We start from the raw sequence: 23,227 nt of genomic DNA on the forward strand, positions 1-23,227 counted from the left end.
CCCCCGCCAAACCTGGGAGCAGCGTGCCCGCCGACAACGCGGGCCGCTGCTCCTCGTCTTGTCTCCCAGGGGGACGACCCCCTGGAACCCCCGCCAAACCTGAGAGCAGCGTGCCCGCCGACAACGCGGGCGCTGGTCCACGCCTCGCCAGGGAGCGCCTCTGACGGCCCCGGGGGGGCGACACCGGTCAGTGGGGGTCGGTGGTTGCGGTTCGGTCGCGAAACGGCCGGGGGCGTTCCCGCGTCCGTTGCGCGGTCGTACGTTCGGCCCATGCGTCTACGTGCCGTCGTGCCGGGCGCCGCGCTCGTCCTGGTGGGGCTGGCGGGGGTCGCGGGGTGCTCGGACGACTCCCGTCCCGCCCACGCGGCCACGCCCTCCTACGAGCTGGCGCCACGCCCCGTCCGGGAGAGCGAGACGCCCCTGCACGCCAGGCGGGCCCGCAGCGCCGACCTGGAGGTCACCGCCCTCGGCTTCCGCGACGGCATACACGAGATCCTCGGCACCCACGCCGAGATGAAGCCCAAGGGCCGGTACGCGCGGGTGCGGGTCCTCGCCGAGAACCGCGGCCGCGACATCCAGCTCTTCGACACCTGGCGGCAACTGCTGGTCACCGCCGACGGACGCACCCACTCCCCCGACGTCAACGCGATCATGGTCAAGCGGCAGCCCGAGAAGCTGTCGATCGGCGCGGGCGTACGGGTCGAGTTCGACCTCTGGTACGACCTGCCCGGCCAGGCCCGCGTCACCGCCCTGCGCATCCTCGGCTCACCACCGGTCGGCGCCGTCAGCGAACCACCGCCCGCCGACATCCCCCTGACCTGACAACGCAGACCGCCCCCCGGGCACCGGGCGAACCCGGGCCGGGGGGCGGCAGGACCAGCAGCAGGTCAGTCCTTGCGGGCGTCGTCGTCGACGACGGTGTCGTCCGCGGCGGCGGCGGCGTCCTCACCCGAGCGCGGCTCGGGCACCCGCTCCGCAGCCGGCGACGCGGCCGCCTCACCCAGGTCACCGCCCAGATAGGCGGCCCTGACCTCGGGGTCGTCCAGCAGGTCGTGGGCGGCGGCGGACTTGACCACCCGCCCCGTCTCCAGCACGTACGCACGGTGCGCGATCTGCAACGCCTGCTGCGCGTTCTGCTCCACCAGCAGCACCGTGCAGCCCCGCCGGTTGATCTCCTGGATGATCGAGAAGATCTGCTGCACCAGCAGCGGCGCCAGCCCCATCGACGGCTCGTCCAGCAACAGCACCTTCGGGTCGGCCATCATCGCCCGCCCGATCGCCAGCATCTGCTGCTCGCCGCCCGACATCGTGCCGCCCGCCTGGCCCTTGCGCTCGGCCAGCCGCGGGAACAGCTCGTACACCTCCTTCAGCTCCTTGGACACATCGCCCTTACGGGCGTACGCGCCCATCAGCAGGTTCTCCTCCACCGTCATGCCGGGGAAGATGCCCCGCCCCTCCGGAGCCTGCCCGATGCCCGCCAGCACCCGCTTGTGCCCCGGCATCCGGCTGATGTCCTGCCCGTCGAACACGATCCGGCCCGCCGACAACGGCCGCAACCCGGAGATCGTCTTCAGCGTCGTCGTCTTCCCGGCACCGTTGGCGCCGATCAGCGTGACGATCTCGCCCTGGTCCACCTCCGCCGACACGCCCTTCAGCGCGGCGATCTTGCCGTAGTGGACGTGGATGTCGGAAATCTCAAGAAGCATCGGCTGCGGCTCCCAGGTACGCCTCGATGACCCGCGGGTCGTTCTGCACCTCCGCGGGCAGGCCCTCGGCGATCTTCTGACCGAAGTCCAGCACCGCGATCCGGTCGCTGATCCCCATGACCAGGCCCATGTCGTGCTCGATCAGCAGCACCGTCCGGCCCGAATCGCGGATCTTGCGGATCAGCTCCTGCAGCTCGATCTTCTCCGCCGGGTTCATGCCCGCGGCCGGCTCGTCCAGCAGCAGCAGCTTCGGATCGGTCGCCAGCGCCCGCGCGATCTCCAGCCGCCGCTGGTCGCCGTACGGCAGGTTCTTGGCCGCCTCGTCGCCCCGGTGCGGAATGCCCACGAACTCCAGCAGCTCCCGCGCCTTGGCCCGCCCCTCGCGCTCCTCACGCCGATGCCACGGCAACCCCAGCCCCGCGCCCACGAACCCGGTGCGGTGATGCGCGTCCGCCCCCACCATGACGTTCTCCAACGCCGTCATGTTGTGGAACAGCCGCACGTTCTGGAACGTCCGCGCCACCCCCAGCTTGGTGACCGTGAACCGCTTCTTGCCGTCGATGCGCGTGCCGTCGAACACCACGCGCCCCTCGCTCGGCCGGTACACCCCGGTCGTGACGTTGAACACCGTGGTCTTCCCCGCGCCGTTCGGACCGATCAGGGCGAAGATCTCCCCCTTGTCGATCCGCAACGCCACCTTGTTCAACGCCACGACGCCGCCGAAGCGCATCGTCACGTCCTGCAGCTCCAGCACCGGCGTGCCCGCCGGCTTCCCCGCGGCCACGGCGCCCTGCGAAGCCTCGCTCACTTCTCCACCTCCGCGGCCTTGCCCGCGACACCCGCGCCCGCGGTGGCCGGACCCGCGACCTCGGCGCCCATGCTGCCCATTCCGCCGGTGCCCTCCTCCAGCTCCGCCTTACGGCGCCGCGACGGCCACAGGCCCTCCGGACGGAACACCATCATCACCACCAGCGCCGCACCGAACAGCAGCATCCGGTAGTCCTGCAGCTCCCGGAACCGCTCCGGCAGCCACGCCAGCATGAACGCGCCCAGGATCACACCCGGGATGTTGCCCGAGCCGCCCAGCACCACCGACGCCAGGATCAGCGCCGACACCAGGAACACGAAGTTCTCCGGGTTGATCGACGTCTGCTTGGCCGCGAACACCACGCCGCCGCTGCCGCCGATCGCCGCGCCGATCGCGAACGCCGCCAGCTTGAACCGGAACGTCGGCACGCCCATCAGCTCAGCCGCGTCCTCGTCCTCCCGGATCGCCGCCCACGACCGGCCCACCCGGCTGTTCTCCATCCGCTTGATGAAGATGATCGTCAGGACGATGAAGAACACCAGCAGGTAGTAGTACGGCCGCGAGTCCAGCAGCCCGTACTTCAGCGGCTGCACACCGAGGATCTCGAACTCCGACAGCGACGGCGGATGCGGAATCCCCTGGATGCCCCGCGGCCCGTTGACGTAGTCGCTGTTGGCCGCCGTCTGCTTGACGATCTCACCGAACCCCAGCGTCACGATCGCCAGATAGTCACCGCGCAGCCGCAGCGTCGGCGCCCCAAGGATCACCCCCGACAGCGCCGCCAGCAGAATCGCCAGGACCAGCGTCTCCCAGAAACTCCACCCGTACTTGGACGCGAAGATGCCGATCGTGTACCCGCCCACGGCGTAGAACGCCACATACCCCAGGTCGAGCAGGCCGGCCATGCCGACCACCACGTTCAGCCCCAGCGCCAGCAGCACGTAGATGCCGATCTGGTCGCTCAGCATCGTCGGCCAGTCGCTGCCGCCCGGCGCCATGAACGACCCGATCGACTCGCTCGGCAGCACCAGCGCCCCGACCACCAGCAGCAGGTACACCGTCCAGCGCACCCCGCCGGGCGCCGACGCCCACCAGTCCCGCACCGGGTCCAGCGACAGCCTCCCGGCCCGCGACCCGCCATTGCCCTTGAGGTTCTTTGTCAGGTTCATGCGCGCGCCTGCTGAAGAGACTCACCGAGAATGCCGGTGGGACGGAACATGAGGACAAGGATCAGCACCGAGAACGCCACGACGTCCCGCCACTCCGACCCGAACAGGCTCGAACCGTACATCTCGAACAGCCCGAGCGCGAAACCGCCGACCAGCGCCCCGCGGATGTTCCCGATACCGCCCAGCACCGCAGCCGTGAACGCCTTGATGCCCAGCAGGAACCCCGTGAAGTACCACGCCTGCTCGAACCGCAGGAAGTACAGCGCCGCCGCGACACCCGCCATCGCGCCGCCCACCAGGAACGTCACCGACACCACCCGGTCGATGTTGACACCCATCAACACCGCCGTCTCCGGGTCCTGCGCCGTCGACCGGATGCCCCGGCCCAACCGCGTGCGGTTCACGAACTGGTCCAGCGCCACCATCATCAGGATCGCTCCGACGAAGATGATCAACTTGTCGCTGCTGACCTGGATCGGCCCCACGTCGATGACGTTGCTGCGCGACACGAAGTGCTCGTCCACCGGCAGCCGCCCGCCCTCCTTCGAGGTGCCGAACACCGCCGGGACCACCAGCGTCGCGAACAGCTGCTGCAGGAAGATCGACGCACCGATCGCCGAGATCAGCGCCGCCAGCCGCGACGCCCCCTTCTTGCGCAACGGCCGGTACGCCACCAGCTCCAGCAGCATCGCCCCGCCGCCGGACACCACGGCCGCCACCAGCGCCGTCAGCGCCACCACGCCGATCAGCGCGACGCCGCCGACCTCCGACACGCCCAGCAACTGCACCGTGCCCAGCGCGGCGAACGTACCGACCATGAAGATCTCCGCGTGCGCGAAATTGATCAGCCGCAGCACGCCGTAGACCATCGTGTACCCGAGGGCGACGAGCGCGTAGATCGCGCCCAACGCCAAGCCGTCGATGGTCGACGGCCAGAACTGTGAGATGAAGTCTTCGAACACCTTAGGAGCCTTTGTGGAAGGGAGCGGGAGCGCTCGTGGCACTCCCGCTCCCACGCCAACATGTCGCCCTCACGAGTCGTCCTCGCCGAGGGCACGGGCCGAGCAGGGCGTCATCCGCCTCAGCTGGTGGCCTTGGCCTCCTTGCTGTTGCCCAGCAGCGGAATCGTCTTGTCCTTCACCTCGTAGATGAAGATGTCCTGGGTCGCCAGCGCACCGTTCTCCGCGAACTTGATCTGCTTGCCCGCGCCCTCGAAGCTGACGGTCTTCAGGAACTCGTTGATCGACTTGGAGTCGGTCTTGCCCGCCTCGACCGCCTTGATCAGCGCGGTCGCCGCGTCGTAACCCTCCGCCGAGTAGATCGCCACGTCGGCGTTGTACTTCTGCTTGTAGGCGGCGGCGAAGTCCGCGGCCGTCTTGCTGCTCTTGCCCGACGCGTCGATGATGCACCCGCACGACAGCAGCGCGCCCTGCGCGTTCTTCTCACCCGCGCCGTCGATCAGACCGGTCGCCACCGACCCGTCGCCCGACATCACCTTGCCCTGGTACCCGGCCTCGCGCAGCTGCTTGAACAGCCGCCCCGCCACCGAGTAGTAGCCGCCGTAGTACACCACGTCCGGGTTGAACTGCTTGATCTTGTTCACCGTGGACGAGTAGTCGGTGGCCTTGTCGTCCACACCCTCGGTGCCGGTCTGCGCGCCCTTGGCCTGCACGGCCTTGGCGATCGCGTCCGCCAGGCCCTTGCCGTAGACCTGCTTGTCGTGGACGGTGAAGACCTTCTTGGCCTGCAGCGAGCCACTGATGAACTCGGCGGCGCCCGCGGCCTGCACCGCGTCGTCGGCCACCACCCGGTGCCAGAACTTCCAGCCCTTCTGCGCCAGCGTGACGTCGGTCGCCGACGGCGACACGCTCGGCACCCCGGCCTCCTCCAGGATCGGCCCGGTGGCCTGCGACTCACCCGAGAACGCCGGCCCGATCAGCGCCACGATCTTGTCGTTCTTGATCGCGCCCTGCACCAGCGGGCTGGCCTGGTCCGGCTTGCCCTGGCTGTCATAGGTCTTGAAGTTGATCTTGACCTTGGGGTTCTTCGCGTTGTACTGGTCGATCGCCAGCTGGGCGCCCTGCTTGGGCGGAATCACCAGGCCCGAGTTCTCGCCGGTGAGATCCCCCATGAACCCGATGGTGACGCTGTCGCCGTCGCCACCGCCGCTGCCGCCGTCATCGCCGCCGCAGGCGACGGCACCGAGCGCCAGCACCGCGCTCATCGCCACCGCACCGGTGACCCTCATCATGTTGCGCCGCAAGGTGCCAACCTTTCCATCCGGATCCGGAAGGGATCGGGTACGAGTCCAACCCCGGCACCGACGTCGAGGGGGAGATATCGGTCACTCGGGGGCCAGGTATGTCGTACACCTATGACCCTCGCCAGATCAGCACCCCCGGACAGAAGGGTTACTCAGTCGTTACGGCTCCGTGCCCAAGAAACCCCGTCATCACCAGCGACCATCACGCACAGTGACCGTCACCGCACCTGCGGACGATATGCGCCGCTCAGCCTGCGCGGCTCAACCCTGCGCCGCACCACCGGGCCGCGGGCCGCTCCCACCATTCGACCTGGCGTTCACGTCGCCCTCCCCACCGGAGGCCGCGGACCCGCGCGGCCCGGCGTCACTCCCCCCGGCGGGCCTGGCGTTACCGCCCCCCGAAGGCCTGGGCCCCGCCTCACCGGCGGACCTCGCGGGACTCTCCCCCGCGGCCCCGGCCAGCACCGCCTCGGCCACCGCGCGCATGGTCAGCCTGCGGTCCATCGAGGTCTTCTGAATCCAGCGGAACGCCTCCGGCTCGGTCCACCCGTTGGCCGCCTGCAGCAGCCCTTTGGCCCGATCGACGATCTTGCGGGTCTCCAGCCGATCCTGCAGCCCGGCGACCTCGGCCTCCAGCGCCCGCAGCTCGGTGTACCGGCTCACCGCCATCTCGATCGCCGGCGCCAGGTCCGTCTTGGTGAACGGCTTGACCAGGTACGCCATCGCACCCGCCTCGGTGGCCCGCTGCACCAGCTCGCGCTGCGAGAACGCGGTGAGGATCACCACCGGCGCGATCCGCTCGGCGGAGATCCGCTCGGCCGCCGAGATGCCGTCCAGCACGGGCATCTTGACGTCGAGGATGACCAGGTCCGGCCGCAGATCGGTGGCCAGCCGGACGGCGGCCTCCCCGTCCCCGGCCTCCCCGACGACCTCGTACCCGTCCTCCTGGAGCATCTCCTTGAGGTCCAGGCGGATCAGGGCCTCATCTTCTGCGATCACAACTCGCCGAGCGCTCTGCGTCACGCGCACGAGACTACCGGGACCCGCTACCCTGGTCTCGTCCAGGTAGGTCCTTGCGACCGCCTGGGTTCGCTGCAGTCGGGATGTACGATTTGTCTCGAAGGCGCAAAAAGGGCCCCGGTAGCCCAATTGGCAGAATGGCAACGGATTCAAAACCCGTACAGTGTGGGTTCGAGTCCCACCCGGGGCACTCAGCCGCCGTCCACAGGACGGCGGCTTTTCGCATGCGTCCAGCCCAATGCTCACGCGGAGCGATTTTGTCGTAGCCCTGTGCGACGATCCCCTCATGTACGACCCGAGAACACGCACCCGTGCGCTGGCGATGCTCGATCAAGGCCTCACGGTCAGTGAGGTCAGCCGACGCACTGGGATATCGCGCTATGCGATTCGCGAATGGCGTTTGCGGACCGACCAAGGGCGTGATCTTTATGCCTCACCTGCCCACCACTGCCCGAGGTGCATGGAGCCCCCGGCTCCCCCAGAAGACCCGAAGGCCTACTCCTACCTCCTCGGCCTATATCTAGGCGACGGCTGCATCAGCCCCGCCAGTGACCCCGCCAAGAACGTCTGGGCGCTTCGCATCGCGTGCGCAGACGCATGGCCCGGACTCATCGAGCAGTGCGTACAAGCGATCGGCGCGGTGCGGCCGGAGAACAAGATCCGTCTGATCCAGAAGGAGGGCTGCACCGAGGTCAACAGTCACTCCAAGCACTGGCCGTGCCTGTTCCCCCAACATGGTCCAGGTAAGAAGCACACGCGAAAGATCGAGCTGGAGGACTGGCAGCAGGAGATCGTCGACCAGCACACCGAGGAACTCGTCCGTGGACTGATCCACTCCGACGGCTGCCGTCACGTGAACCGTGTGCGCCGGCCTCTCAAGGACGGCGACCGTTGGTACGAGTACACGCGCTACGAGTTCACCAACAAGTCCGCCGACATCATGCGCATCTACACCGATGCTCTTGACCGGCTCGGCATCTCATGGCGGCGGATGAACTGGAAGGCCATCTCGGTGGCGCGGAGGGAGGCGGTGGCGCGGCTGGACGAGTTTGTGGGCCCCAAATACTGACCGGTGCATCCACGTCGCCACAACACCCACCCCCTCTGTTCGCCGACGACGTCAGTGCGGCGGATGCAGACACCAAGGAACGCCTCACTGCACGTGGCGGCCAAGCCGATCAGCCCGACCCACCACACCCACAAGACCGCCCCGGGACCGCCCAGACAGACGGCGGTAGCGACGCCAACGGTGATGCGGAGGGAGACGGTGGCGCGGCTGGACGAGTTCGTGAACCCCAAATACTGACCGGCGCGTCCACATCCGCAAAACACCAGCCCGCCCCGTTCGCCAACGACGTCGACGCGGCGGAAGCAGACGCCAAGGAACGCCCCGCTGCACGTGACGGCCAAGCCGATCAGCCCGACCCACCACACCCACAAGACCGCCCCGGGACCGCCCAGACAGACGGCGGTAGCGACGCCAACGGTGATGCGGAGCAAGGCGGTGGCGCGGCTGGACGAGTTCGTAGGCCCCAAAACTGACCGGCGCATCCACGCCCTGCAAACACCGGCCCGCCCTGTTCGCCAGCGGCGTCGCGGCGGAAGCAGACACCGAGGAACGCCCCGCTGTACTCGGTGGCCAAGCCGATCAGCCCGATGCACCCCACCCGGAAGAGCACGCCGGGACCTCCAGGCAGATGGCAGGGGCGACGCCCACGCTGACGGCGAGGACGATGGCGAGGCTGGACGCGTTCGTGGGCGCCAAGTACTGACCGGCGCGTCCATGCCCCGCAAACACCTGCCCGCTCTGTTCTCCGGCGGCGTCGCGGTGGTGGCGGACACCGAGGAATGCCTCGCTGTACTTGGGGGCCATGCCGATCAGGCCGGTGCGCCACGTCCAGAAGACGGCGCCGGGACCGCTGAGGGAGATGGCGGTGGCGGCGCCGACGGTGGTGGCGAGGGCGGTGACGAGTGCCTGGTGGTGGGAGATGTCGCCGTCGGTGGAGCGTTTGGCGAAGGGGAGCCAGAACGCCGGGCGGGAGCGGTGGATCTGCGGTCCGCGCGGGATGGTGGTCAGGTAGGCGCCGGTCTCCAGGTGGAAGGGGTGAGGAGCCAGGGTCTCCTGGTGAAGTCGCCGGTGTCTGTCAGGAAGTTCTCGATCGAGTTCATCGCACCACCAGGGGGACGAGAGAGCACAATTCCCTGGACCGTGGACGGGTGGTCACGCGGTTGTGAATGGTGGTGCGCGAGCCGTTACTTGGCCGATCGTCCCCCGTGTGGTGCTTGTGAGGTCATTCGCGCAGGGCGCCGGCGATGGCGTCGCCGATGCGCAGGACGCGCAGGGCGTTGGTGGAGCCGGGGGTGCCGGGGGGCGAGCCGGCGACGACGACGACGCGGTCGCCCTTCTGGCAGCGTCCGAGTTCCAGGAGGGCCTGTTCGACCTGGCGGAACATCTCGTCGGTGTGGTCGACGTGGGGGACGATGAACGTTTCGACACCCCAGACGTGGGCGAGGCGGCCGCGGGTGGCGGGGACGGAGGTGAAGGCGAGCAGCGGGATGGGTGAGCGGTAGCGCGACAGGCGGCGGGCGGTCTCGCCGGACATGGTGAAGGCGACGAGGGCCTCGGCGCCGACGATGGCGCCGACTTCGGCGGCGGCGCGGGCGATGGCTCCGCCGACGGTTTCGGGGATGCGGGCGAGGGTGTGGGTGGCCTGCAGGGACGCCTTCTCGGCGGTCTCGACGATGCGGCTCATGGTCTGGACGGACTCGATGGGGTACTGGCCGACGCTGGTCTCGCCGGACAGCATGACGGCGTCGGCGCCTTCGAAGACGGCGTTGGCGACGTCGGAGGTCTCGGCGCGGGTGGGCCGCGGCGAGGAGATCATCGAGTCGAGCATCTGGGTGGCCACGATGACGGGGCGGGCCTTCTCGCGGCAGAGTTCGATGGCGCGCTTCTGGACGATCGGGACCTGTTCGAGGGGCAGTTCGACGCCGAGGTCGCCGCGGGCGACCATGATGCCGTCGAAGGCGGCGACGATCTCGGGGAGGCGTTCCACGGCCTGCGGTTTTTCGATCTTGGCGATGAGGGGGACGCGGACGCCCTCCTCGTCCATGATCTGGTAGCAGATGGCGGCGTCCTCGGGGGTGCGGACGAAGGACAGGGCGACCATGTCGACGCCGAGGCGCAGGGCCCAGCGCAGGTCGGTCTCGTCCTTGTCGGTGAGGGCGGGGACGCTGACGGGGACGCCGGGCAGGTTGAGGCCCTTGTTGTCGGAGACCATGCCGCCGACGGTGACGGTGGTGCGCACGCGGGGGCCGTCGACCTCGGTGACGCGGAGTGCGACGCGGCCGTCGTCGACGAGGATGGTGTCGCCGGGGGCGACGTCGCCGGGCAGGCCCTGGTAGGTGGTGGAGACCTGCTGGCGGTTGCCGGGGACGTCCTCGGTGGTGATGGTGAACTCGTCCCCGAGGGTCAGGCGTACCGGCCCGTCGGGGAAGCGTCCGACGCGGATCTTTGGGCCCTGCAGGTCGGCCAGGATGCCGACGCCGCGGCCGGTGGCCTCGGCGGCGGCTCGCAGGCGGTGGTAGACCTGCTCGTGGACGGCGTGTTCGCCGTGGCTCATGTTGAGGCGGGCGACGTCGATGCCGGCCTCCACGAGCGCGTGGATCTGCTCCTCGCTGGAGCAGGCGGGACCGATGGTGCTGACAATCTTCGCTCGACGGGTCACGTGCACAACGCTACTTAGTTACCTGCCAGTACGGATATTCGTGCAGGATACGGTCGTCCAAGATTCATCGACTGGTCTAGCGCAAGGGTCTAGACCACCGGCCTGGAACCCGTCTCCTGCGCCGTTCGCGGCCGCCTGCGCCCGTCCCGTCCGCCGCCGTCGGCCCACGGGCGCAACCCCCACAACACCCCGCACAAACCCCGACACGCCCACGCCCCCCGGGGGGCTGGCGGGGCGGTGCCGGGGCGCCGGTCGGGGGCGTGGGCGTCGCGCTCGCCGGGTCGGTCGGGGCGGCGGCGGGCGGGCGGCGCGGGCGCCGCGGGGCGGTCAGGCGCGGAAGGCTTCGACGGCGGCCTGGCAGAAGGCCTTGAGGTCGTCGGGTTTGCGGCTGGTGACCAGGGTGTTGGGGCCGCCCTGGCAGATCTGGACCTCCTCGTCGACCCAGGTGGCGCCGGCGTTGCGCAGGTCGGTCTGCAGGCTGGGCCAGGAGGTGAGGGTGCGGCCGCGGACGACGTCGGCCTCGATGAGCGTCCACGGCGCGTGGCAGATGGCGGCCACCGGCTTGCCCGCGTCGAAGAAGGCCTTGGCGAACGCGACGGCCTTGGGCTGCATGCGCAGGAAGTCGGGGTTGGCGACGCCGCCGGGCAGCACCAGCGCGTGGAACGAGGCGGGGTCGGCGTCGTCGACGGTGGTGTCGACGTCGAAGGTGTCGGCCTTGTCGAGGTGGTTGAATGCCTGGACGTGGCCCGCCTCGGTGGAGACCAGGCGCGGTCGGCCGCCGGCCTGTTCGATGGCGGTCCACGGTTCGGTGAGCTCGACCTGCTCGACGCCTTCGGGCGCGACGAGGAAGGCGATGGTCTTGCCCTGCAGATCGGTGGCCATGACGGTGACCTCCTTCTCGCTTGTGGTCGGCCACCGGTCCCCCTGCCCGTATGCGGGGTCCGTATGCAGTGATGACGGTATGCGGTGATAGGCAGGGACGTGATGGGCGTCGCGCGCTACCGCGAGGACCCGGCTCCGCCCGGGTCGGGTCTGGTGTGCCTGTGGTCGCATGAGGTGGCCCCGGACGCGGGGTCGCATGTGCAGCGGGTGGTGCCGGACGGGTGTGTGGACCTGATCTGGTGGAGTGAGGACGCGCGGGTGACCGTGGCGGGCCCGGACACCGGCCCGCACCTGCCGGAGCTGCGGCCGGGTGAGCGTCTGGTCGCGATCCGGTTCGGTCCGGGGGCGGCGCCGCCGGTGCTGGGGGTGCCGGCGGACGCGGTGCGGGACGGGCGGCTGCCGCTGCGGGATCTGTGGGGGGCGGACGCCGACCGTCTGGGGGAGGCGATGGCCGGGTCGTCGTCGCCGCATGCGGTGCTGACGAAGGCGGCGCTGGCGCGGGCCGAGGGGCCGCCGGATCCGATCGTGCCGGCGGTGGTGCGGGCGTTGTCGCGGGGCGAGCCGGTGCGGGAGGTGGCGGGCATGCTGGGGCTGGGTGAGCGGCAGTTGCGGCGGCGGGCCCTGGCGGCGTTCGGGTACGGGCCGAAGACGCTGCAGCGGGTGCTGCGTTTTCAGCGTGCTCTTGCCCGGGCGCGGGCGGGTGAGCCGCTGGCCGGGGTGGCTCATGGCGCCGGTTACGCCGATCAGGCGCATCTGGCGCATGACGTGCGGGATCTGGCGGGGGTGCCGATCAGCGCGCTTCTGTAGACCGCCGGGGTTTTCCGGGCGGTTCCGCCGGAAGCGCGGTTGATCATGGTCTTCCGCGACGGGGTCGGCGCTGGTTCACTTGCCGCATGAGTGATCCTTTCGACGAGAAGGACCGGGTTGCGCCGGTCCTGCGGACGGTGGCCGACGCGGCGGGCCCGTATCTGGAGAGCCTGCCGACGCGGCCGGTGCACGACCGGGGCCGGGACGCCCTGATCGGCGAGCTGGAGGGGCCGCTGCCGGACAAGGGGGAGGGCGCGCAGGCGGCGGTGGAGCGGCTGCTGCGGGTGGGCGCGCAGGCCGCCACGCATTCGTCGGGGCCGCGGTTCTTCCACTTCGTGGTGGGCGGGGCGACGCCCGCGGCCATGGCCGGTGACTGGATCACCTCGCTGCTGGACCAGGTGTCCGGGCTGTGGCTGGCGTCGCCGCTGGCCACGCGGCTGGAGACGACGGTGCTGGAGTGGCTGAAGGACCTGTTCGGGCTGCCCGCCTCGTTCGGGGGCGTGGTGACGCCCAGCGCCACGCTCGCGCACGTGACGGGGCTGGCGGCGGCGCGGTCCTGGTGGGCGGAGGGGCACGGGGTGGACGTGTCCGCCGAGGGGTTGGCGGGGCTGCCGGTCATGCCGGTGTTCAGCAGCGGGCTGGTGCACGCCAGCACTCGCAAGGCGCTGCAGATCCTGGGGTGCGGGCGTGACACGCTGCGCGTGTTCGCCCGCGACGACGCCGGAGCGGTCGACCTGGCCGCGATGGAGCGGGCGTTGGCGGCGGTGGACGGCCGGGCGGTGGTCGTGGCGAACCTGGGGGACGTCAACACGGGCGGTTCCGACCCCATCGAGGCGCTGGCCGACCTGGCCGAGCGGCACGGCGCGTGGCTGCACGTCGACGGGGCGTTCGGGATGTTCGCCGCGGTGTCGCCGCGGACGGCGCATCTGGCCCGGGGTGTGGAACGCGCCAATTCGGTGACGGTGGACGGGCACAAGTGGTTGAACGTGCCGTACGACACGGGGTTCTCGTTCGTCCGCGACCGCGCGCGCCTGCGGCAGGCGTTCGGCGCGTGGGGCGCGGCGTATCTGGAGCAGCCCTCGACGGGCGACGGGCGGATCGACTACAACACCTACGGGCCGGAGTCGTCGCGGCGTGCGCGTGCGCTGCCGATATGGGCGACGTTGTGCGCCTATGGGCGGGACGGGTACCGGGCCATGGTGGAACGGCATCTGGACGTGGCGGCCCGCCTGGGTGAGCTCGTCGAGCGCGCACCCGACATGGAGCTGCTGGCGCCGGTGCAGTTGTGCGTGGTGTGCTTCCGGTACCGGCCGCCGGGTGTGCCGGAGGAGCGGCTGAACGAGCTGAACGCCCGCCTGGGCGAGGCCCTGCTCGCCGACGGCCGGGTGTACGCGGGCACCACGTCCTACCGGGGCATGACCGCGTTCCGTCCCGCCATGGTCAACTGGCGCACCACCGAGGCCGACGTCGAGCTGCTGGTGGAGGTGATCCGGGAGTTGGCCGCCCGGCTGGGAACGGCGTAGGCCCGCGCCGCCGCCGTGCGCGGCTGCCCGGGTCCGGTCGTCGGAGCCGGGCGGCCGCGGCGGGGCGGCCGCGGGTCACTTCTGCGCGCAGGGATCCCAGTCGGCGGTCTGGTCGAACTCGCCGGTGGGCTGGGTGAGGCTGAACCAGTTGCCGGAGTTGTCGCGGAACAGCGCCTCGATGCCGTAGGGGCGCTTCTCGGGCTTCTGGATGAAGTCCACGCCGCGTGCCGAGAACTCCTCGTAGGTCTTCTGGCAGTCGTCCACGATGAACGCGCCGGCGCCGAGCACGCCCTTGGCGACCAGGGAGCGGATCTGCTCGGCCGACTCGGGGTCCATCGTGGGCGGGCCGGGGACCATGAGGGTGAGCTGCAGTTCGGGCTGGTCCTTGGCGCCGACGGTGACCCAGCGCATGCCGCCCTCGCCGAACGAGACGTCGTGGCGGACCTCCAGGCCGAGTTTCTCGGTGAAGAACTTCTTGGCCTCGTCCTGGTCGAGCACCCATACGGTGGCGATGCCGAGTCCGGTGATCATTCGTGGCTCCTTCGCGTTGTCGCGTGCGGCGTCGTTTCGTGGTGCCACGTTAGGTGCGCGCCGTCGCCCGCGCCTTCTCGAAAATTGCGACGGCGGCCCCGGGACCTCGACGTTCTCCACTCCAGGGCTCGCGGGGCGTGAAGGGGTGGGCGGTGTCAGGGTTCGCGGAAGCCGCCGGCCCAGTAGAGGACGAAGCACGCCGGGATCGGGGGGACGCCGGTGCCGCGCTGGCGGGCGCGGAACTCGGTGGGGGTCATGCCGGTCTGCTGCTTGAAGCGGGTGCAGAACGTGCCGAGGCTGGTGAAGCCGACGAGCATGCAGATCTCGGTGACGGTCATGTTGGCCGAGCGCAGCAGGTCCTGGGCGCGTTCGATGCGTCTGCGGCTGAGGTACTGGCCGGGGGTCTCGCCGTAGGCGTCGCGGAACAGCCGGACGAAGTGGAAGCGGGAGTAGCCGGCCCGTGCGGCGACGGCGGCCACGTCCAGGGGTTCGGCCCAGTCGCGGTCCATGGCGTCCTTGGCCATGCGGAGCCTGCGCAGGGTCCCGGTGTCCAGGGTGCGCGGACCGCTCACCACTGCGTTGCCCATGTGTCGATGCTAGGCAGCGCCTGTGACAGCGGCCCGCGCCCTGTGACGGCCGGAGTCGCCTCAGGCGTCGGAGTCACCTCAGGCGGGCCGAGGCGCCTCAGGCGGTCGGGGGTCGCCTCGGGCGGTCGGGGTCGCCGGGCGTCAGGTGCCGATGACGCCGCCGTCCTTCTTGCGGATGACGAGGGTGGCCGAGCGGGGGCGGCCCGCCGGGTCGAAGTCGGGCCAGTTGCTGACCGCGCGCGGGTCGGCCGGGGTCGGCGTGCCCCAGGCGGTGGTCGCCTCGCCCGGGTGCTGGACGTTGACGAACAGGGTGCGTCCGTCGGGCGTCATGGTGAACCCGGTGATCTCGCAGCCGCGCGGGCCGACGAGGAACCGGCGCACCTCGCCCGTGCGGGGGTCCGCCGCGAGCATCTGGTTGTTGCCGATGTTGTCGTAGCCCTTGGACGCGAGGTTCTGCGAGGAGTTGGACACGTCGGTCTCGATCCACAGGCGGCCGCCGGGGTCGAAGCCCAGGCCGTCGGGGGAGCCGAACACGTCCTCGGGCGCCAGCGTCACCTTCGGGTCGTACGCGGGGTCGCCCGCCAGCAGGAAGATGTCCCACTCGAAGGAGGTGGCGGTGTTGTCGCCGTGCTTCTCCCGCCACCGGATGATGTGCCCGTAGGGGTTGGGCTTGCGGGGGTTGGCCTTGTTGTCCCAGCCGGAGCCGTTGGTGAGGGTGAGGTACACGTCCTTGTTGCCGGGGTGCACCGCGACCCATTCGGGACGGTCCAGCTTGGTGGCGCCCACGGCGTCGGCGGCCTGGCGGGTGCGCAGCAGCACGTCCGCCTGGTCCTTCCAGCCGTTGGCCTTGGTGAGGGGGCCGGTGCCGAACGTCAGCGGCAGCCAGGTGCCCGAACCGTCGTCGTTGAACTTGGCCACGTAGAGCGTGCCGTGGTCGAGGGGGCTCTTGCCCAGCGCGCGCAGCTGCCGCCAGGGCGCGCTGCCGACGAACTTGTAGACGTACTCGCCGTCCTGGTCGTCACCGGTGTAGACGACGACGCGGCCGCGCGACTCGGTGACGGTGGCGCTCTCGTGCTTGACGCGGCCCAGCGCGGTGCGCTTGACGGGCGTGTGGTGCGGGTTGAACGGGTCGATCTCGACGACCCAGCCGAACCGGTTGGTCTCGTTGGGGTTGACGGCGAGGTCGAACCGGGAGTCGGCGGTGTGCCACTTGTAGCCGCCGCCCGCGGCGTTCACTCCGTAGCGGGCGAGTTCGGGGGACGGCTTCCACGAGGTGTCGGTGGTGCCGAAGTAGCTGTTCCAGTTCTCCTCGCACGCCAGGTAGGTGCCCCAGGGGGTGGCGCCGCTGGAGCAGTTGTTGAGCGTGCCCATGGGACGGTTCCTGGCCTGCAGCGCGGGGTGGGCGGCGTGCACCGGCCCGGAGAACGTCACGGGGGTCGACCCGGTGACCCTGCGGTTGTAGCGGGAGTCGACGCGCTGCCAGCGGCCCTTCACCTGGGCGACCTTGACGACGCTGACGCCGTGGGCGGCCAGGGCCTTGTCGACCTTCTCCTTGGTCATCACGGCGTCGCCGTCGGGGAACAGCAGCGCCTGGTCCACGTACTCGTGGTTGAGCACCAGCAGGCCCTCGTGCCCCCCGCGCAGGGGGAAGAAGTGCATGCCGTCGTGGTTCATGCCGATCTGCTGCGCCTGCTCGGCCGCGGTGTTGGAGGCGTCCTTCTTCCACTGGGGGCCGCGCGAGTGGAGCGGCGTGCCCCACGGGATCAGGACGTCGGCCGTGTAGCCGTCGGGGACGGTCACCTTGTCGGCGGTGCCGGCGGGGACGGCCTTGAACCCGAGCAGGCCGCGCCTGCCACGGCCGTGGGACGCCGGGGCCGCGGTCACCGCCGCCGTCGCCGTGCCGGAGCCGACACCGGCGCCGAGGAATCCCGCCGCGGCGAGCAGCGTGCCGCCGCGGATCGCCGACCTGCGCGACAGGCGGGCCTGGACGATCTCTCCGAACGTCGCGTTGCCCGACGGGTTGGAGCTGATGTCGTCAGGGTCGACGGTCATGTATGCACCTCATCACTCTGCGTTTCTCCACCGCGTTCCGGAAGGCGGGGGCACCGGAACGCCACTGGGAAACTAGAGCGCTCCACTAACGTTCCGGCGGATCGCAGATGAACAACGCCTGACCAACCGCACGTCACAGCGCTCGCCCCCCGCCACGGCCACACGGGGTGAGCGGACGCCCGCGTACGGTTCGCCCCGGCCGCGCGTCACTCGGGCCGGGTGATATCCGGAAGGCCGACGGCGGCGGTCACAGGCACCCTTCGAACTGGGGCACCTCGACGATGGGGCGCCGGTCGAGCCCGGTGCCGCCGAACCACTTCCGCAGCAGCGCGGCGGTGGTCCCGTCCTGGTACATGCGGGTGATGGCGCCGTTGAGCGCCTCGCAGCCGTCGGGGTCGCCGCGGCGCATTCCGATTCCGCTGTTCTGCTCGCTGATCTGCGCGCCGATCAGCCGCATTCCCCCGCCCGCGCGTTTGGCCAGTCCCGCGAGGATCACGTCGTTGGTGGTGATCGCGTCGACGCCGTTCGCGCGGATCAGGGACATGCAGCGGTCGTAGTCCTTGGCGGGGACGAGCGCGGCGGTCATTCCCCGGACCGCCATCAGCCGTTTGGTGGTGTCCGAGCCCTCCACCGCGCAGAATCTGCGGCCCTTCAGGTCGCGCAGTCCGGTGACGCCTCTCATGTCGTCGCGTACCAGGACGTCCTGGTAGGAGGTGAGGTACGGGCCGGCGAAGGCGATCCGGGTCTTGCGTTCGGGCGTGACCGAAAGGGTGGCGAGCACCAGGTCGGCCTTTTTCGTTTCCAGCGCCGGAAGGCGGTCGGCGGCCAGCACCGGGACGAAGGTGACCGTCCGCCCCAGGTCGCGGGCGATATACCGGGCCACGTCGATGTCGAATCCCTCGAACGTGCCGTCCGGTCGCCGCAGCCCCAGCCCCGGCAGGTCGGGCCGCACGCCGACCACCCAGGTCTTCTTGTGGAGCAGCGACTCGCCGCTGCCACTCCCGCACGCGGACAGCAGCGCACCCGCCAGCGCGGTCAGCAGGACGATCAGCGTCGGCAGGCGCACTCCGGCCTCCAGTAAAGGTCACGCCGGCGTACCAGGGGCCGGGGGCATGAGTGATGATTCCCGTTCCACGGCCGCAGTCAAGCCCCTGGCCGATCATGGACGGCCGTCGTGGCGGCCGGGGCGTGCGGAGGCGGCCGCGCGCGGCGGGGACGCGCGGCCGCCCGCGCGTCACGTGCGGAACGGTCCGGTGACGCAGTAGGTGATGCCGCCGGACGAGGACCCCGACGTGCCGCGCTGGGAGGAGAAGTACAGGCGGTCGCCGGCGGGGTTGAAGGCCGGTCCGGTGATCTCCGAGCCGCTCTGCCCGTTGATCCGCAGGAACACCGAGATGGTGTCGTCCGGCGTGATCACGCAGATCTCCATGTTGCCGCCGTCCTCGGCCACGTACAGGTCCCCGAAGGACGACCCGGTGACGTTGTCGACGCCGGTCAGCGGCGCGGGGCCGGGGTTGACGAGGTTGTCGTCGTAGGCCAGCTCGTAGGTGCCGCCGGCCAGGTCGAGCTGCCAGACGCGGTTGTCGCCCTTGGTGGTGAACCAGACCGTGTCGTCGGCGTAGTAGCAGCCCTCGCCTCCGTTGAACACCTTCGCTCCCGGCACCTGGTAGCGGGTGGCGGTGGGAGAGCCGTCGGGGTCGGGCACGTTCGCCCAGGAGAACGAGCCGGACGTCGCGGAGCCCGCCACGAGGACCTGCAGGGTGCCCGACGACAGGTCGCCCCAGGTGGACGGGACGAACCGGTAGAACCGTCCGTCGCTCTTGTCCTCGGTCATGTAGATGACCTTCCGCACCGGGTCGGCGGCGGCGGCCTCGTGGGTGAAGCGGCCCATCGCCGGACGCGCCACGGCCGTGCCGCCGAAGGGGTAGGTCTCCCAGACCTGCCCGTTGGAGACCTCCTCGCACGACAGCCAGGTGTTCCAGGGCGTGGCGCCGCCCGCGCAGTTGGTGTTGGTGCCGCCGAGCAGGCGGTAGGCGGAGGTGACGTTGCCGCCGGAGTCGAAGCGCAGGGCGGAGGCGCCGCCGGCGCCGCCGCCGACCTCGGAGTTGGACACGTAGATCCAGCCGGTGCCGTCGGCGAAGCAGGCGCCGCCGTCGGGGGCGTCGTGCCAGGTGTAGGAGGTGCCCGGCACCGTCTGCCTGGACCTGGCCACCACCCGGCTGGTGAACCCGGCGGGGAGCTGGATGCCGTTGGCGTCGGCGGCCTGCAGCGGGCCGTAGGGGCCGGCGGCGTTCTGCGCGGGGGCGGCGAGCGCGGCGTTCTGCCAGAGCCCGCCGGAGAAGGCGACGGCTCCGGCCCCGGCCACCGTGGCGCGGAGGAATGTGCGACGTTCCATGGACGATGTCTCCTCAAAGGGGGGTGCGAAGACGATCTGCTGCCGCGGCCTCGCCGAGTGTAGGCCGGGCGCGGCGAAATTCCGGTGGCCGCTTCGATGAACGCCGCCTGTACCACGAATGGCCGATCCTCATCGCGGCATTTCCACCGCCCTTCTCTCCGTCCGCCGGTACCGAATTCCGCCCTCACCGTGCGAATTGGCCACCGAAAAGATGCCCGGCACACCCCCGCATTCCAAGGCCATTCCCGCGATCGCACCCGCCGGATTGATCACCCGCCTGCGAACGCGTTACGGCACAGCTGATCACGACGCGTCGGCGCATTGCCGAACGTCCCGGTATGTCCCGATCCGTCCGCCGACGCCCCCGTGGACGCCCCGCAGCAGGCGCCCCCCCTGCCCGGAAGGCGGCCCATGCGACCTTCCGCGAGCGGCGGCGGACACACGGACGTAATGGCTATAGTCTCTCTTCACCGGTTACAGCGACGGAGAATCCGCGACCATGAACATCCCCCTCAGCGACTACACGACCGGCGCGACCGTGGCGTCCGACCTGGTCAACACCTCCCCCACGGTGCGCGTCACCACCGGCGACGCCCTCCCGGACCCCACCGCGCTCGCGCGGTTCCTCGCCGAGCACGACGTGCGGCTCGACGCGCCGCCGCCGACCGACGACGACCTCCGCCTGGTGCACGTGCTGCGCATGCAGATACGCGTCATCCTGGAGACCGAGACCGAGGAGCATGCCGTCGCGGGCGCGTCCGTGCTGGTCAGGCGCGCCGCCCTCGCCCCGGTCCTGCACCGCGACGACGACGGCCGGTGGCAGTGGCACGTCCCGACGGCGCCCGGCGCCCCGCTGGCCGACGAACTGGCGGCGCTCGTCGGCGTCGGGCTGTTCGGCGTCGTCCGCACGCTGGGCCGCGAGCGCTTCCGTTCCTGCGCCGCCCCGGGCTGCCGCGGCGTGTTCGTCGACACCAGCCGGGCCGGGAAACGCCGCTACTGCATGCCCGACCTGTGCGGCAACCGTCTCAACGTCGCCAACCACCGCGCCCGGCGGCGCCTGGGGAGCGTGGCCCGGTGAACGCCCCGCGACTGCACGGCGCCATCCGGCTCCCCGACGGCACGTGGATCCGCGGCCGCGGCCTGCGCCACCCCGCGCCCGACGGCCCGCCGCCCGACTTCGGCCTGTACCTGGGCACGTCCCGCCTGCGCCGCCGTCACGAGGACCTGCTGACGTGGCCGTCCCACTGGATCGACTGGCCCGACTTCCTGCTCCCCCGCGACCGCGACGACGCCGTCCGGCGGATCCGCGCGCTGCACGAACGGGCACGCGCGGGCGAGGCCGTGGAGGTCGCCTGCGGCGGCGGCGTCGGCCGCACCGGCACCGTCATCGCCTGCCTGGCCGTCCTGTCCGGCCTCCCCCCGTCCGACGCCGTCACCTGGGCGCGCGAGCACCACCACCCCCGCGCCGTCGAAACCCCCTGGCAACGCCGCTGGGTGACGCGGTTCCCCCGTTGACGGCCGGCCGGTCCGGCGCGGTGGCGCGCCGCCGCGCCGGACCGGTAGAAACGGGCGGGACGCTTTGATCATCGGGACGGACGGGAGCCGGGTCATGCAGCCGCTCGCCGCGCAGGATCCTCGCAGCATCGGCCGCTACCGCCTGCAGGCCAGGCTGGGCGCCGGCGGCATGGGCCGGGTGTATCTCGGCCACTCCCCCGGCGGCCGGGCCGTCGCCGTCAAGGTCGTCCACCCGGACCTTGCCGCCGACCCGCAGTTCCGCCGCCGCTTCGCCGCCGAGGTGCAGGCCGCGCGCACCGTGGGCGGTTTCCACACCACGCCCGTCGTGGACGCCGACCCCGACGCCGACCCGCCGTGGCTGGTCACCGCCTACATCGCCGGCCCGTCCCTGGCCGAAGTCCTCTCCGTCCACGGTCCGCTGCCCGAACCCACGGTGCGGCGGCTGGGCGCCGGACTGGCCGAAGCCCTGGAGGCCATCCACGCCGCCGGGCTGGTGCACCGCGACCTCAAACCGTCCAACATCCTGCTCGCCGACGACGGGCCCCGCGTCATCGACTTCGGCATCGCCCGCGCCCTGGACGCCACCGCGCTCACCCGCCCCGGCGCGGTGCCCGGCACCCCCGGTTACCTGGCCCCCGAGCAACTCACCGACGGGCCGGCGGGCCCGCCCGCCGACGTGTTCGCCCTCGGCACCGTCCTGTGCCACGCCGCGGGCGTCCAGCCCTTCGGTGACGGCCCCGTCCACGCGCTGCTGTACCGCACCGTCCACCAGGAACCCGTGCTGGACGGCGTGCCCGCCTCGCTGCGCGACGTGGTGGCGGCATGCCTGGCTAAGGACCCCGACCACCGTCCCACGGCCGCGCAGCTCCTCGGCCGCCTGTCAACGGCCCCGCCCGCGGAGACGCCGACGGCCTGGCTGCCCGGCCCGATACGCACCATGGTCACCGAACGGATCACTCCGGTGCCGCCCTCGGATGAACCCGCCGGGACGCGTCAGATCACCGAACCGCCCCGCGAGCCCGCCCCGCCGGGCACGGCTCCTTCTCCGCGACCGCCCACTCCCGAATGGGTCAGCCTCACAGGACGCAAGGCGGCACAGGCGATGAGCCTGACCGGGTCTCTGGTGCTGATCGGCCTCTGCGCGTTCATCCTCGTGGCCGGGCTGGTGAACAACCCGGACTGGACGCCCCCGGAGCTGATCCTCGCGGCCGTCTTCGTGGTGGGACTGGCCGGCGGCCTGCGCAGCGCCTTCTACCACCTGGCCGCCGTGACGCAGCCGTACGAACTGCACGTCGGCACACCCGGGATCCAGGTGAACTACGGCGGACGCACCACCTTCTACGGCTGGGAGCATCTCGCCCAGGTGTCGGTGCGGCGCGGCGGTGTCGGCGGAACCGGCCCCTGGGCGCTGGCGGTGGTGCCCGCGCCGGGCGTCCGCACCCCCCGCCACCGCACCCCCCTCGTCCGCCCGTACACGCACATCTACCGCACGGGCCTGGAACGCAGGTGGGTGGTGCTCGCCCACGTCCGCGAACTCCACCGCGACCACGACCACGTCGCCCGGATCGTCCGCGCCTACGCCGGCACCCGCTGGCGGACCTGAACCCCTCTCAGCGGGCGCCGGGCCAGGGGCCGGGGGGGTGGTGGGGCAGGGCCTCGGTTTCGACCTTGGTGTCGTAGAGGCGGAAGCCGCGGGACTGGTAGTTGCGCAGGGCGGCGGGGCCGTCGAGGGAGCAGGTGTGCAGCCAGACGCGGGTGGTGGGTTTGCGGTCGGGCCAGCGGTCGGCCAGGTCCCAGGCGCGGGAGGCGGCGACGGTCAGCAGGTGGCCGCCGAGGCCCTGGCCGAGGAAGGGGCGCAGGAGGCCGAAGTAGGCGATCTCGACCTGGCCGTCGGGCTGCGGGTCGAGTTCGGCGAAGCCGGCGGGGGTGCCGCGGACGTAGGCGATCCAGGTCTCGACGCCGGGGCGTTCGAGCCAGTTGCGCCACTGCTCGTACGTCCAGGACAGGCGGTCGATCCAGTACCAGTCGCCGCCGACGGCGCTGTAGAGGAAGCGGCTCAGTTCGGGGAGGACGACCTCGGCGCGGACGATGTCGGCGGAGGTCTCGGGGGCGGGACACAGGTCGCCGGGGTCGCGCTGCTCCAGGTACCAGGTGGTGACGTCGATCCGGCGGCTCGGCATGCGGTTCCCCCCTTCGTGGCGCGACCATGGTTGAGGCCGGCCCCGGGCGCCGGGGCCGGCC

At 71.0% G+C, this 23,227-nt stretch carries 21 protein-coding genes, 1 tRNA gene and 2 pseudogenes; 8 read left to right on the forward strand and 16 right to left on the reverse strand.

What is annotated here, in order from left to right; all coding sequences use genetic code 11:
• Nucleotides 1-270 precede the first annotated feature (270 nt).
• Nucleotides 271-822 (forward strand): DUF4352 domain-containing protein, encoded by a 552-nt coding sequence (locus ABD811_RS24425; RefSeq protein WP_344952055.1) that lies wholly within the window; start codon nucleotides 271-273, stop codon nucleotides 820-822.
• A 65-nt stretch (nucleotides 823-887) separates the two neighbouring features.
• Here ABD811_RS24425 and ABD811_RS24430 read toward each other — a convergent pair whose 3' ends face one another.
• The 6 genes and pseudogenes from ABD811_RS24430 to ABD811_RS24455 all read right to left on the reverse strand — a co-directional run.
• A complete protein-coding gene (locus ABD811_RS24430) occupies nucleotides 888-1,706 on the reverse strand; it encodes an ABC transporter ATP-binding protein (protein WP_344952057.1) in 819 nt (272 codons plus the stop codon).
• On the reverse strand, nucleotides 1,696-2,436 hold the full coding sequence (locus ABD811_RS24435) for an ABC transporter ATP-binding protein (RefSeq protein WP_344952135.1): 741 nt from the start codon (nucleotides 2,434-2,436) through the stop codon (nucleotides 1,696-1,698). Before ABD811_RS24435 ends, ABD811_RS24430 begins: the two co-directional genes overlap by 11 nt.
• A 74-nt stretch (nucleotides 2,437-2,510) precedes the next feature.
• Nucleotides 2,511-3,683 carry a branched-chain amino acid ABC transporter permease gene (locus tag ABD811_RS24440; RefSeq protein WP_344952060.1) on the reverse strand — a complete coding sequence of 391 codons (1,173 nt, stop codon included), beginning with the start codon at nucleotides 3,681-3,683 and terminating at the stop codon, nucleotides 2,511-2,513.
• Nucleotides 3,680-4,645, reverse strand: a complete 966-nt coding sequence (locus ABD811_RS24445; protein WP_344952063.1) for a branched-chain amino acid ABC transporter permease — start codon at nucleotides 4,643-4,645, stop codon at nucleotides 3,680-3,682. The genes ABD811_RS24440 and ABD811_RS24445 overlap by 4 nt, the downstream gene beginning before the upstream one ends.
• Nucleotides 4,646-4,764: 119 nt before the next feature.
• Entirely contained in the window at nucleotides 4,765-5,946 is a 1,182-nt protein-coding gene (locus tag ABD811_RS24450) for a branched-chain amino acid ABC transporter substrate-binding protein (protein WP_344952066.1), read from the reverse strand.
• A 441-nt stretch (nucleotides 5,947-6,387) separates the two neighbouring features.
• Nucleotides 6,388-6,945, reverse strand: a pseudogene (locus ABD811_RS24455) (ANTAR domain-containing response regulator); the annotation flags it as partial.
• A gap of 135 nt (nucleotides 6,946-7,080) precedes the next feature.
• Between ABD811_RS24455 and ABD811_RS24460 the strand changes: the two are divergent.
• Nucleotides 7,081-7,156 (forward strand) — tRNA-Leu (locus ABD811_RS24460).
• Between the two features lie 96 nt (nucleotides 7,157-7,252).
• Nucleotides 7,253-8,035, forward strand: coding sequence for a helix-turn-helix domain-containing protein (locus tag ABD811_RS24465; RefSeq protein WP_344952069.1), 783 nt, complete (start codon nucleotides 7,253-7,255; stop codon nucleotides 8,033-8,035).
• A gap of 41 nt (nucleotides 8,036-8,076) precedes the next feature.
• Here the strand turns inward: ABD811_RS24465 and ABD811_RS24470 are convergent.
• The 4 genes and pseudogenes from ABD811_RS24470 to ABD811_RS24485 form a co-directional block, all read right to left on the reverse strand.
• A pseudogene (locus ABD811_RS24470) lies at nucleotides 8,077-8,517 on the reverse strand (alanine:cation symporter family protein); the annotation flags it as partial.
• Between the two features lie 97 nt (nucleotides 8,518-8,614).
• Nucleotides 8,615-9,082, reverse strand: coding sequence for an alanine:cation symporter family protein (locus ABD811_RS24475; RefSeq protein WP_425549457.1), 468 nt, complete (start codon nucleotides 9,080-9,082; stop codon nucleotides 8,615-8,617).
• 175 nt (nucleotides 9,083-9,257) lie between these two features.
• Nucleotides 9,258-10,694: a pyruvate kinase gene (gene pyk / locus ABD811_RS24480; protein WP_344952072.1), complete on the reverse strand. Its 1,437-nt coding sequence runs from the start codon at nucleotides 10,692-10,694 to the stop codon at nucleotides 9,258-9,260.
• A gap of 327 nt (nucleotides 10,695-11,021) precedes the next feature.
• Complete coding sequence (locus ABD811_RS24485; protein WP_344952074.1) at nucleotides 11,022-11,576, reverse strand: type 1 glutamine amidotransferase domain-containing protein; 555 nt, start codon at nucleotides 11,574-11,576, stop codon at nucleotides 11,022-11,024.
• A gap of 102 nt (nucleotides 11,577-11,678) precedes the next feature.
• Here ABD811_RS24485 and ABD811_RS24490 point away from each other — a divergent pair, with 102 nt between their 5' ends.
• Together ABD811_RS24490 and ABD811_RS24495 are read left to right on the forward strand one after the other, a co-directional pair.
• On the forward strand, nucleotides 11,679-12,383 hold the full coding sequence (locus ABD811_RS24490; RefSeq protein ID WP_344952077.1) for a DUF6597 domain-containing transcriptional factor: 705 nt from the start codon (nucleotides 11,679-11,681) through the stop codon (nucleotides 12,381-12,383).
• A gap of 86 nt (nucleotides 12,384-12,469) precedes the next feature.
• Entirely contained in the window at nucleotides 12,470-13,906 is a 1,437-nt protein-coding gene (locus tag ABD811_RS24495; protein WP_344952079.1) for a pyridoxal phosphate-dependent decarboxylase family protein, read from the forward strand.
• A 75-nt stretch (nucleotides 13,907-13,981) separates the two neighbouring features.
• On the opposite strand, the gene ABD811_RS24500 is transcribed toward ABD811_RS24495, so the two are convergent.
• From ABD811_RS24500 to ABD811_RS24520, 5 genes are all read right to left on the reverse strand, one after another.
• Nucleotides 13,982-14,437 (reverse strand): VOC family protein, encoded by a 456-nt coding sequence (locus ABD811_RS24500; RefSeq protein ID WP_344952082.1) that lies wholly within the window; start codon nucleotides 14,435-14,437, stop codon nucleotides 13,982-13,984.
• Nucleotides 14,438-14,592: 155 nt separating this feature from the next.
• On the reverse strand, nucleotides 14,593-15,024 hold the full coding sequence (locus tag ABD811_RS24505) for a helix-turn-helix transcriptional regulator (RefSeq protein WP_344952084.1): 432 nt from the start codon (nucleotides 15,022-15,024) through the stop codon (nucleotides 14,593-14,595).
• 141 nt (nucleotides 15,025-15,165) lie between these two features.
• The gene (locus ABD811_RS24510; RefSeq protein WP_344952087.1) at nucleotides 15,166-17,076 is read right to left on the reverse strand and encodes a PhoX family protein; all 1,911 of its coding nucleotides are present in this window, start codon (nucleotides 17,074-17,076) and stop codon (nucleotides 15,166-15,168) included.
• Between the two features lie 247 nt (nucleotides 17,077-17,323).
• Nucleotides 17,324-18,142 (reverse strand): transporter substrate-binding domain-containing protein, encoded by an 819-nt coding sequence (locus tag ABD811_RS24515; protein WP_344952091.1) that lies wholly within the window; start codon nucleotides 18,140-18,142, stop codon nucleotides 17,324-17,326.
• Nucleotides 18,143-18,310: 168 nt separating this feature from the next.
• Nucleotides 18,311-19,471, reverse strand: coding sequence for an alkaline phosphatase PhoX (locus ABD811_RS24520; RefSeq protein ID WP_344952094.1), 1,161 nt, complete (start codon nucleotides 19,469-19,471; stop codon nucleotides 18,311-18,313).
• 499 nt (nucleotides 19,472-19,970) lie between these two features.
• On the opposite strand from ABD811_RS24520, the gene ABD811_RS24525 reads away from it, so the two are divergent.
• From ABD811_RS24525 to ABD811_RS24535, 3 genes are all read left to right on the forward strand, one after another.
• A complete protein-coding gene (locus ABD811_RS24525) occupies nucleotides 19,971-20,549 on the forward strand; it encodes a CGNR zinc finger domain-containing protein (RefSeq protein ID WP_344952097.1) in 579 nt (192 codons plus the stop codon).
• Nucleotides 20,546-20,986: a protein-tyrosine phosphatase family protein gene (locus ABD811_RS24530; protein WP_344952100.1), complete on the forward strand. Its 441-nt coding sequence runs from the start codon at nucleotides 20,546-20,548 to the stop codon at nucleotides 20,984-20,986. The genes ABD811_RS24525 and ABD811_RS24530 overlap by 4 nt, the downstream gene beginning before the upstream one ends.
• A 94-nt stretch (nucleotides 20,987-21,080) precedes the next feature.
• Nucleotides 21,081-22,589 (forward strand): serine/threonine-protein kinase, encoded by a 1,509-nt coding sequence (locus ABD811_RS24535; RefSeq protein ID WP_344952103.1) that lies wholly within the window; start codon nucleotides 21,081-21,083, stop codon nucleotides 22,587-22,589.
• A 7-nt stretch (nucleotides 22,590-22,596) separates the two neighbouring features.
• Here the strand turns inward: ABD811_RS24535 and ABD811_RS24540 are convergent, their stop codons facing one another.
• Nucleotides 22,597-23,166 carry a GNAT family N-acetyltransferase gene (locus ABD811_RS24540; protein WP_344952106.1) on the reverse strand — a complete coding sequence of 190 codons (570 nt, stop codon included), beginning with the start codon at nucleotides 23,164-23,166 and terminating at the stop codon, nucleotides 22,597-22,599.
• Nucleotides 23,167-23,227 lie beyond the last annotated feature (61 nt).

This window comes from Actinomadura miaoliensis, assembly GCF_039536785.1.
GTDB lineage: Bacteria > Actinomycetota > Actinomycetes > Streptosporangiales > Streptosporangiaceae > Spirillospora > Spirillospora miaoliensis.